The 11360-nt window shown below is 44.8% G+C and carries 6 protein-coding genes; 3 read left to right on the forward strand and 3 right to left on the reverse strand.

Annotated features, from left to right (window positions below; genetic code table 11):
* Window positions 1-168 precede the first annotated feature (168 nt).
* On the forward strand, window positions 169-2283 hold the full coding sequence (locus MO387_RS16110; RefSeq protein ID WP_242326412.1) for a M13 family metallopeptidase: 2115 nt from the start codon (window positions 169-171) through the stop codon (window positions 2281-2283).
* Window positions 2284-2334: 51 nt separating this feature from the next.
* Here MO387_RS16110 and MO387_RS16115 read toward each other — a convergent pair whose 3' ends face one another.
* A complete protein-coding gene (locus MO387_RS16115) occupies window positions 2335-4728 on the reverse strand; it encodes a fatty acid cis/trans isomerase (RefSeq protein ID WP_242326413.1) in 2394 nt (797 codons plus the stop codon).
* Between the two features lie 262 nt (window positions 4729-4990).
* Here MO387_RS16115 and MO387_RS16120 point away from each other — a divergent pair, with 262 nt between their 5' ends.
* Together MO387_RS16120 and MO387_RS16125 are read left to right on the forward strand one after the other, a co-directional pair.
* Entirely contained in the window at window positions 4991-5620 is a 630-nt protein-coding gene (locus MO387_RS16120) for a flavin reductase family protein (RefSeq protein ID WP_006079942.1), read from the forward strand.
* 221 nt (window positions 5621-5841) lie between these two features.
* On the forward strand, window positions 5842-6723 hold the full coding sequence (locus tag MO387_RS16125) for a LysR family transcriptional regulator (protein WP_107949408.1): 882 nt from the start codon (window positions 5842-5844) through the stop codon (window positions 6721-6723).
* Window positions 6724-6742: 19 nt separating this feature from the next.
* Here MO387_RS16125 and MO387_RS16130 read toward each other — a convergent pair whose 3' ends face one another.
* Both MO387_RS16130 and MO387_RS16135 read right to left on the reverse strand, forming a co-directional pair.
* A complete protein-coding gene (locus MO387_RS16130) occupies window positions 6743-8434 on the reverse strand; it encodes an amidohydrolase (RefSeq protein ID WP_107949406.1) in 1692 nt (563 codons plus the stop codon).
* A gap of 595 nt (window positions 8435-9029) precedes the next feature.
* A complete protein-coding gene (locus tag MO387_RS16135; RefSeq protein WP_234420963.1) occupies window positions 9030-10856 on the reverse strand; it encodes a DUF4209 domain-containing protein in 1827 nt (608 codons plus the stop codon).
* Window positions 10857-11360 lie beyond the last annotated feature (504 nt).

Here is an 11360-nt window from a genome sequence, read left to right on the forward strand (position 1 = left end):
CGCAGAATACAAAGTTCAGGCTGGCCTCGGTAAACTGGCTCAAAATGTTTGCATTAACTTTTTATCATAAAAATTGGCTTTGTTTTACTTCTTCATTCAGTGCCAGTTACACTGCCAAACCTAATCATCACAAGATAAATACAATAATAAAAGAAAGAGGAGTCATTCATGTCGGACCGTCTTATTCCCGTGCTGTTACTGTCTACTTCAGTACTGACGGGGCTCACTGCTTGCAGTGATAACACCACAGAAAACACAGTTAAAACCAGCGAAAGCGCACCTAAAAGCCAAGACGTAGCTGCTCAAATGCCAGTAGGTATTAATGTCGCGGCTATGACGCCAACCGTAAAACCAGGGGATGATTTTTATACCTACGCCAATGGCGAGTGGATGAAAACGACGATGATCCCAGCCGATCGCTCCAGCACTGGCGCTTTCCTTGTTGCCTTTGAAGAAACTGAAAAGCATAAAACCAGTTTGATTGCCGAACTGGTAAAAGCGCAGCATACGGCGGGTAGCGACGAAGCGCGTATCGCCGATTTCTACAAGGCTTACACAGATACTGCCGCGATTGATGCCGCAGGAATGAAACCTGCTGAGGCGGATATCGCCCGTTATGAGGCCATTGCGAGCAAGCAAGATTTATCCGCAGCATTAGGTGAAAACCTGCGCGCCGATGTTGACCCTCTCAACGCGACCGATTTCCATACCGAAAACCTGTTTGGGATCTTCGTCACCCAAGGTTTAGCCACGCCGGGCGAAGTTTTGCCTTACTTTTTGCAGGGCGGTTTAGGCTTACCTGAGCGCGAATACTATCTGTCTGCCGATCCTAAAATGGCCGACATTCGCAGCGCTTACCGTGCTTATATTGAAACCTTGCTCAAAGATGCGGGCGTGAGCGATGCCGCTGCCCGTGCCGATCGTATTTTTGCCCTTGAGAGCAAGATCGCTGCCGCCCACGCTAGCCGTGAAGATAGCGAAGATTTCGCTAAGTCTTCGGGCGTGTGGAGCCGTGCTGACTTTGATGCCAAAGCACCGGGTATCGACTGGACTGCCTTCCTCGCGGCGGCGCAATTGGGTAATCAGCCAAAATTTGCAGCCTACCATGCGACGGCGATTACGGGACTTTCTGCGCTGGTGGCCTCTGAGCCTTTAGAAGCCTGGAAAGATTGGCTCGTGTTCCACCAGATCAACACTCATGCCGATGTGTTGCCATCGGCTATCGACAACGCTTCGTTTGCCTTTAATGGCACTAAGCTTTCTGGCACGCCAGAACAGCGCGGCCGCGATAAACGTGCTTTAGCTGCACTCGATCAATACCTAGGTGATGCCGTAGGCCATGCCTATGCCGAGCAATATTTCCCTGCTTCGGCCAAGGCTGAAGTCAGCACTATGGTAGATAACATAGTGGCTGCTTTTGGTCAGCGAGTGGAAAAACTCGATTGGATGGACCCTTCCACTAAGAAAGAAGCCCTAGCAAAGGTGGCGACTATGGCTGTGGGCGTGGGTTATCCCGACAAATGGCGCAACTACGACAGCTATGCTGTGACGGCGACTAATGCCTACGCGAATGCCATCAATGGGGAAAAAGTAGAGTACAGCCATCAGCTCGCCAAGATTGGCAAACCAATGGATAAAGGCGAGTGGTGGATGACACCGCAAGTGGTGAATGCGGTGAACTTGCCCGTGCAAAATGCGCTTAACTTCCCTGCGGGTATTTTACAGCCACCATTCTTCGATGCTAAGGCCGATGCGGCTTACAACTATGGTGCGATTGGTGCTGTGATTGGCCATGAAATCAGCCATAGCTTTGATAACAATGGTGCGGCATTTGACTCGACTGGCGCTATGCGTAATTGGTGGACGCCGGCTGACTTTGCGCAGTTTGCTAAGCAAGGCGATGCGTTAGCAGGGCAGTTTGATACCTATGCACCTTTCCCTGATTTGCACGTCAATGGCAAGCTGACCTTAGGTGAAAACATTGCCGATGTGGCGGGTTTAGCCGCGGCACTTGATGCGTACCATGCCTCGCTTAACGGTAAAGAAGCCCCTGTGATTGAAGGCTTTACGGGCGATCAACGCTTCTTTATCGGCTTTGCGCAAACCTGGGCCACTAAGATGCGTGATGAAGCGCTGCGTGCTCGCGTCGCTACCGATGGCCATGCACCCGGCATGTACCGCGCGCTGACAGTGCGTAACTTAGATGCTTGGTATAGCGCATTCGATGTTAAGCCTGGCGACAAGCTGTATTTAGCCCCTGAAGATCGCGTTAAGATCTGGTAAGTTTACTGGGTGGATTTGAAAGCAAGGGGAACGCTAGCGTTCCCCTTTTTATTAACGATTTTGCAGTCGGTTGTAATCCAGCCAACCGCTTTCTATCGGGTGATTGTCGAAAAATATCTGATTGAGTTTGTCACTAAAGGCCCAAAATGTGGGATCGCTACGGCGTACAGCCGCAATATCGAGCAGTGCCTCATAGTCTTTTTCGGTTTGCATTTGCTCTACCGCCGCCACGATTTTAGGCAAATCCTGTTCTTTCACCAGCCAGAAGGCTTCTGGGTAACTGCCCAATAAACCATGCACTAAGGTGACATCATCTTTCGCGGGTTCGCGGTTGCTGGCCTCATTAAAGAGACTCGAAATATTACGATGAGCGCTATTGCGAACTAAGGTAAAGACCTCGGCTTTACCCGCTTTTTCGGGCTCGACCATGATCATGGTTAGTTCAGGTAACAGGGTCGCTTGGGTGCCTTTTAATCGACCTAAAGCCTGCAACAGCGCCTTGCTGTTGGCTTGCAAGTTGCTGTTTTCTATTTGATATCTATTTGGCTGAACCTTAGCGACTTTCTGCCCGAGTTTTTGATACAGCTCGCCCTTGAGGTCATCGCTATAGTAGAGCACGCCCGTGGGCTGATTAAAGGTGTTGATATCCCCCGCGATAAACGCTGTGAGTTGAGTGCCAGCCCCTTGATACCAATCACTAAACTGTTTGCGCCTTTCCTCCTGCGGTAACAAAGTTAGGAAATTTGATTCCCCCTCCATGCGTAAAAAATCCATGTATAAGCGAGTTAATAGCTGGTGGCCGTAGTTACCATACACATCGAAACCTGCGACCAGTAAATAGTGGATACGCTCCAATAAGGCGTAATCGATAATCCAAGCGGTTTTGGGCGGCTCACCGACTAAACCTTTGACCACAGTGGCATTATCGAAATGGCGAAACACTGTCAGGCTAGCATTATCATTGTTGTCGTCGCCATCCCAGAGCCCGTCTATGGTGAGGTGTTGGCCGTTTTTAAACTTCTCGTTCAAGAACTGATTACGTGCCCGCATGTACTGGCCTTGCTTGGCGGCATATTTCACCCAAGTTACGGCGAGTGCAGTGCTTTCTTCCTCCGCAGGCATTCGTAGGTTTTCAATCTGGGAATGGTAGAAGGTCCTAAAATCCGCGTCGTCCATATAATCTGGGGTAACAAAGTACACCCAGAATCTGTCGTTAATCACATTGAGCGCCACTTGACCACGGCACACTGGGCCTTTGATAAAGCCCATAATGGTGTCTTGGGCGCGGTTCAGCATAAATCGATAGCGCGCACCGGCAGGAATTTGAATAAAGGCTTCGAAAGGATTGGCCGCAATGCTCGGCTGGTAGCTCGGCAGCTGAGTCACTGAGTAATCCGCATCGATAAACCATTGCTGCCAGTCGTGCAGCAAGCCGGTATTTAAGGCATAGGGGATGTGGGTTTTATCGACTATGGTCGCCCGATAAGGTCGAAAACGGTAATAGACACGTTCCACCTTAGGATCGTCGAAGGGACGACGGGAGGCGATAATATCCAGCGCTTGCCCCGGCGGCGTCCTCGAACGGACTAACTCGAAAAACAGAGGCTGGGCGTTCGGCTGATTTAAAGATTCAAAATATAAATGGAAGGCAAACAAATGCTCGTAGATGTAGCGTGCGCTTAATTGGCTTTTTAAACTGTCGCCGTTTAAAAATTGCTCCCAATGGGTGATTTCCGTTATAAATTCAGGGGCTAGCGATGGCGCGAATGGCAATGGCGCACCTTGTTCGAGCCAGTGCATCAACACTTGATGTTCATTCGCATTCAATGCTGGCAAGCCATAGGGCATACCCGCAAACGGTTGGCTTTGCTCGTATTTGTCCATTTCCTCTAGGCTGGCGCATTGCTGAACCCTGTCTAGGCTGAAATCAAAACGCTTATCTAAAATTTTGTCTTCGGGCAGGGGATGCATTTGCTTAAGCGTGAGCATTCTGGCCAATACCGAGGCTTGGGTATTGGCTTCTGGGGTTTGATTGCGCTCGTTTAACATGGGGTAAAACCCGCGTTGACGCCAAGCTTCTGGGGTAAAGGCATCGACAAATAAGCGATTGGGCGTGGCGGCGACTAAACGTGTGCCTTGATAGACTTTTTCCTTACTCGCTCCGCGTTCTATGCCTTCGCTTGAGGTCATTTTGAGCTGGCAGGGAGCATCGTAGCAGGCATGGCACACCACGCAGCGGCTATTGAGGATTGGTTCAACTTCTTTGTGCACAAATTCGGCCTGTTGAACAAATTGGTTGTTAAGCTGTGCATTCTCGACGCGCTTTTGCGGTGAGCTAGTGCCAAACAGAGCATTGAAATCGATTTGCGCTACACTGGCACAACCCGTCGCCAACAGCACTGTGGCCAATAACAACCTTTTCCATATTCTTTTTATCGCGTCCATTCACGACTCCTTTATTTGCCACCTAGCAGAGTTAGCCATTTAGCCCACTGATCAGCATCACTTTAGCAGAAGAGTGTGTTGGATCTAAAATTTGCAGCCTGATTTTATCCTCGCTCTCGCTTAACTTATGCCGCTGAGTTTTGGCGACATCCAAGGAACTTAGGTAAGATAGCGACCATAAAAGTGTGCCAGTAATGGCTGTGTTAATCGCTCAAGTCACGGTTGTGGCAATAACAATGTGGCAATAACAAAAGGATCAAGTATGACCGCTGATAACCGCTATTTCTACGAACCGAGCAAAGGCCATGGTCTTGCACACGATCCTTTAAATGCAATTGTGGGTCCTCGACCGATCGGCTGGATTTCATCACGGAATGCCGAGGGGCAACGCAATCTCGCCCCTTACAGCTTTTTCAATTGTTTCAATTACAAACCGCCCATCATCGGCTTTGCCAGCACAGGTTGGAAAGACAGTGTCGCCAATATCGTCGAAACAGGGGAGTTTGTGTGGAACCTCACCACTCGCAGCCTTGCCGAGAAAATGAATCAAACCTCCGCCATGTTGCCACGCGGTCAAGATGAGTTTAGCTTTGCCGGACTCACGGCTAAAGCAGGCACGATTGTTAAGGCCGATTTAGTGGCTGAAAGCCCAGTGAATTTTGAATGTAAGTTGTCCCAATGTATCCAGTTAACTGCCGCCAATGGCGACAAGATTGATACTTGGTTAGTGTTAGGAGAAGTGGTGGCCGTGCATATTGCCAAGCATTTACTCAATGCCGAGGGGATTTATCAAACTGCCCTTGCCGAGCCCGTATTACGTGCCGGCGGCCCATCGGCCTATTATGGGATCTCTGAAGATCTGCGTTTTGATCTACATAGACCACAAGTGTAAGCGGCTGCTCGGCGCCGCAGGGCTGTGGGTGTTCAAACTTCGTTTGAGTTTTGGGCATTAGTTTAACTTTTAACTTTTTAAATCAAAATCTAAATCTAAGTCGTGGGGTTTCACATCTGATTTTTAACAAAGTGTCTTGCATAGGTAAGTTAACATTGTGATTCCGTCTGACGGGTATTAAAGTCAAGCGCACAACGCGTTTATAAAATAGTAGAGCACATTTGAATATTCAACGAGTTAAAGCATTTGTATTGACGACTCAACTAGGCTCTGTCTCAGCCGCCGCTCGCGCACTGGGCAAACGTCAGCCGCAAGTGAGTCAGTGGATTGCCGAGCTAGAAGTCGACATAGGTGTGGATTTATTTGAGCGTAGTGCAAATCAAGTGGCACTCACTGCGGGAGGCGAGCATTTACTACCTAAGGCTATTTTAGCCTTGGCCCAATGGGAACAATTTACTCAATCGGCGACCCATTATGCCGAGCTTGGTAAAGGTCGGTTAGTGCTAGGGGTTGAAAATTATATTCCTTTAGAAGTCTTACGTTCGACAATTCAGCGCTATTTAATGCAGTTTCCAACGCTGGATTTTGTCTTAAAAGTGGATACTTTCGATGCATTACACAGTGCATTTCTATCTGATGATATCGACCTTTTACTGTTACATGAAACGGTTGAATTACATCAATCTCAATCGGGTTACTGCCGCCTTGGCGAATATCAAGAGGTAATGTTGATATCTGGACAGCATACATTAGCTTCACAGCAGGTAATCGACCCCGCACAATTAGCGCCCTATCGTGAATATATTTGGGCAGGAGGGCAGACTGAAAGTGATGATCTCGAAGTCGGCTTTAGTGGCCATTATTGCCAAATCCCCGATCTTGCTTTGTTAAAGTCCTTACTTGCCGAAGGGGATGGATATAGTTTTTTGCCGTTATCTTTAGCGCAGACAGAAATCGACAGTGGAAGATTAAAAGTTGTCCAATTGAGTAGTGAATTTGCGCCTATGAAGCGGCGGCTCGAAATGCGCTGGCATCATGGGTTTGAGGCCAGCACCTTAGGGTCTTCTTTGCTGACGTTAATAAAAGAGCAACTCAGCAAATAATTAGATTGATACGGGATTGCTATTGATCATTGAGATCGAACACTAGCTCCCCCTCTAACCACGTCATTAAAATTTGAGTGTCAGCAATTTGTTTTGCTGTGGCTTGGGTAATGTCTCGCTCTAATACAACAAAATCGGCAGATTTCCCTAGCGCGATAGAACCAGTAATGTCACTTATGCCCAAGGCGTTAGCGGGATTTATTGTATAGGCTGCAATAGCACTGTGAATATCGGTGATGCCTGCATTTTGCAGATAGACTGCGTTAGCAATACCAACGAGTGGATTGATATCATTCACATTCCAGTCACTACTTAAAGTTACATTCGCGCCAGTCTTGAAAATAGGGTTAATAGGTAATAAAGCATGAGCTCGTTGCTTACCGATAAAAGGGATCGCCCACTCATGATCTTGCTCAGCAATGTAATCGCTACCCAATTGGAAATCTGCATCGACTTTTAGTGAGGCAAAGCGTTTGATATCTTGGGGAGATACCATTTCTAAATGCGTCATGGCATAAGGGCGAGTAGCTCCCTGAGATCGTAAAGTTTCAATAGCATCTAAGGTGTTGCGTACCCCTGCATCACCTATGGCATGAATATGTGCCCCGTATCCAATTTTGTTGAGTTCAGTAAGCCACCACACCATTTTACTGGCAGGAACATACTCGAGTCCCCTAGGAAGTTCGGGGGTGTAGCTCCAATCATAGGGGGCTAATGTACTGGCAGTACCGTTTATGATGATGCCATCACTGTAGATTTTGACCTGATTGATGAGCAGCAGACGTTGTTTATCATCAGAATGGATTTTTTTAAAGAAATCAAGCTGTGTTTGGGGTTCATCGGCAGGATAAATCCAAGGGCGTAGACTGACTCTGGCGGTTAATTCATCATGACTTTCGACGGCTAGCCATGTCTCTAACCAGTCACGTTTCCAATAGAGTCGTCCATCACCGATAGTCGTTATCCCGTGCTCGGCAGCAGCTGCCAGACCATTTAATAAACCTTGATAATTGGCTTGTTGTAGATTGGGTTGTGATTTCCATGCTTGTTCCATCACAAGATCGCCAGCATTATCGAATAAAATACCGAGAAGTTTACCGCTTTCTTCATCTTTGAGGATCTTGCCGCCTTGCGGATCGGCTGTATGAGCGCTTATCTTAGCTTTGGCTAATGCAAGGGAGTTGACCCACATAGAATGGGATGTTTGCTCCATAATAACGACAGGATTATCGGGGAAGATTTTGTCTAATATTGCCAAAGGAGTGGGGCCATTCTCTTGCATTACTACACTGAGTTGATGGCCATAGCCGAGTAACCACTCTCCCGTTTCCAACTGATTTTTACAGGAGGTTAATGTGCGGATATAGCTGTTGAGATTAGTTTCATCATCCAGTAAACAGTCACTACCTATTTCACTCGCGGCTTCAAACACATGATTATGGTTATCAATGAAACCAGGTAATAAGTAATGACCTTTTAAATCGATGACTTTGGTTTGATTGCTCACGTGATCCATGGCGTTAATGCTATTCCCAATGTAGACAATTTTGCCATCCTTAATGGCTAAACTAGTCGCTTGATCATGGCCATAGACGTGGGTATTGGTGAGTAAAGTATCTGCAAGTTCGTCGTTTGCACAGGCAGATAGGGTGAATAATCCCGTTAAGGCTAAGCATTTAACGAGTTTGTGTGGCGTCTTAGTCTGTTTCATTTGTACTTGAATCCCATGTTGCGTCAGCTATTGACTCATTATGGGATAATTTCTCAATAGTGAAAGTTAGTGACTATCAAGAAAACGAGATACCCATGGGAAAAGACTGATAGCCATATTTTTGTTGGTACATTGTGACTGGTTACTATGATTTTCTGCGAAGTTAATCAGAGGCGTTGGAATAAACCGCAGTGAATCTGATCAAGTGGGGGCAAACTTCGTTTGAGTTTTGAGTTTGTTATTTTATGGCTGAGCAATCTAAAGCTTAAGCTTTTTTTTAAAAGAAAAATCAACGTCGTGGGGCTTCACCCCACACCCGACCAAGGAGGACTGCTCGTCCTATCCTCCTTGGATTCTCCAAGACGCCCCTAGCGAAGTTACATGCATTAGTTACTAGCTTCGTGCTTATTCGAAAATAGCTAACGCTTCCGATGGGGCGTCCCTTCCCCCCGAAAGCTACGCAGACGTCCTGTCTGCGTCACGCTATTTTCTTCAACGCCCTTCAGCAACTTCGCTGGGGAAGGTGTATCCCTTGAAATCTGGCGTTGTCTTCTATTTATTAAAAGCAAAAAGAGTTGTGAGTTTCCCGTCTATTCTATGAATTTTCAGAGCTTAGAAGTAAAGATTCGACAACTAACTTTAATGTTCTCCACCATACATAAATTGCGGCATTACTTGATGATGAACCATCACACAAAAGTCCATGAGCTAGATCATTTCTCAAGTTTGGGCCTCTTGGATCTGTTAATAAAACTTTAAACTCAAAAAGTAAGTTTTCATCAAAAATATCCGTAGCCTCCTTTTTGTCTAATAATGTGCTTAGCCCAACTTCCATTTCTATACCATTCAGGTCTAGAGTTGTCGTTAATATGTCATGTGATTTAAGGATAACTCTAACCAAGTTTTCTAATTGAGGGGTTAAAAGATATATTGCTGATGAGAAATCGAATTCAAATCCTTCGTGCAAAGACTTCGCAAATAAATACTGTCTATTACTAGGTATTAATGGTGATTGATGACACAAGTCTAGCAGTAAACCAAATGGTATTCTATGCTCACTTAAAAGTGTTTGTAGTGCTGGTAATATCTGTATGTCGATAATAAAGTCAATCTTATTGTATATATTTTGAAATACTTGATTCATAACTGAATCATCTGAAGATTCGCTATCCTTGCCAAATTCATAAGCTTTTGTTTTTGATATTATTCTTGCGTCATTTGAGAACAGTGTACTTGGCATTAGGCTTGTAAGTATGTTTTGTGACATAATTTTTTTTGCTTCATCAATAATATTATTTCTTTTAAAGCTTTCTGCAATAGTTACAAATTTATATATAGCCTCTACTACACTGTCAACATTACTTACATGGCTTGAGCATATGCTTGCAATGCTAGACATCTCATGAATATCTTCTTGTGAAAAAGTATGGCTTACCCTAACCATCTGGTTTATAGCATTCGTATTAGCTTCATTAATGCCTAATCTAAGCTTGTTTATTTCATATTCAACACCTAATTTATCACGATATATAATTGGTATTTTTCTAAGGACTTGAACCGCATTATTGTAAAATTCACTAGCAATAGCGCCTGAATCACTGAGCCTATTATTACCTTCTTTTGCCCATGAATTCGCAAGATGAAATAAGGAGTTATTTGATTTTTCTGATTGATCAGATGATGCATATAATCTTGATGATAGCTCTAAGTATGCTCTTGCTGAAAGGTGGTTAGAGAGCGCTAAATATTCTAGACCTTTTGAATATGTTTTATCAGCAAAATATTTTATCCTTGAGTTGTTGAAACCAAGATCTAAATAAAAATCACATAGCCAAAGATACATAAATCCGTCTTTTTTCTCATATTCTAACAAGGCTTTAATTAGCTTTTCTTCAATTACAGATAACTTGTCTTGACCACTGCTTCTTAACTGGATAGCTAATCTTACTCCTCGTTCATAAAAGTGGTTCACTCCAAATTTCCATGATTTTTCATCAATTTCCCCTGAAGAGTAACTATCTATAGCATCATAGGCATAAGTTAAATTTTTGGGGCGAATTAAAAGCCATAAGATATCAGTAATTCGAGATTTTAATTCTGGGATTACAATGGGTTTCAATAAGTATCTTAATAAAGTCAAGTCATTATGGGTTAGGTGTTCTATACTAAATGACTGATTGAATAGTGGGGAGTATGGTGCATTTATACTGTTTGGTTTGAGTTTTAATGAACTGATAGAACCTAATAGATATAGTATTTTTGCAGATTTTAGATCTCCTTCTTTTTCCGCGCATTCTGCTAATTGATATAATTTGTAATACTGTGAATCGATTATTATATTTTTAGGAATGATTTCAAATTTGAAATTATCAATAAATTCGCTAGATACATCTAGCTCGTCTGCATATTTACGAGTGTCCATTCAAGCAGTCTCTATATTTTTATTTATGTTCTAGCTAGACTTTATCACAATCTTGCTTTAATCGTATTTAAATAGAAGATACAGTTACTGATAAAGTTTTTATTAGCGTATTGGCTGCAGGTTACACCAATCCCCTGCGAAGTTGCCGCGGGGCGTTGGAATAAATTGCGTGAGTCCGGTCATGGATGACCGGCTAGCTTTCGGGGTACAGGATGTACCATCGGAAGCGATAGCAATTTATCCATAAGACCAAGGCTAGTAACTAATGCATGTAACTTCGCTAGGGGCGGCAAGGACTCTTGTTAACGAAGAGGCAAGAGGGGATTGCTGTTGATCCCCTCTTGGTCGGGTGTGGGTTGAAGACCCACGACTTTAATCCGACTTTCCGCACCTGATTTAGGAATAAATTTGCCGATACCGTTCGCCTAACACGTCGAGAATGATCTGCTGGTCCACTGTGAGTCCTGTGACTTGAGGTGGCGCCTCTCCCAACTGGTACTCGTG

The organism is Shewanella sp. N2AIL (assembly GCF_022690845.1).
GTDB classification, from domain to species: Bacteria; Pseudomonadota; Gammaproteobacteria; order Enterobacterales; family Shewanellaceae; genus Shewanella; species Shewanella baltica.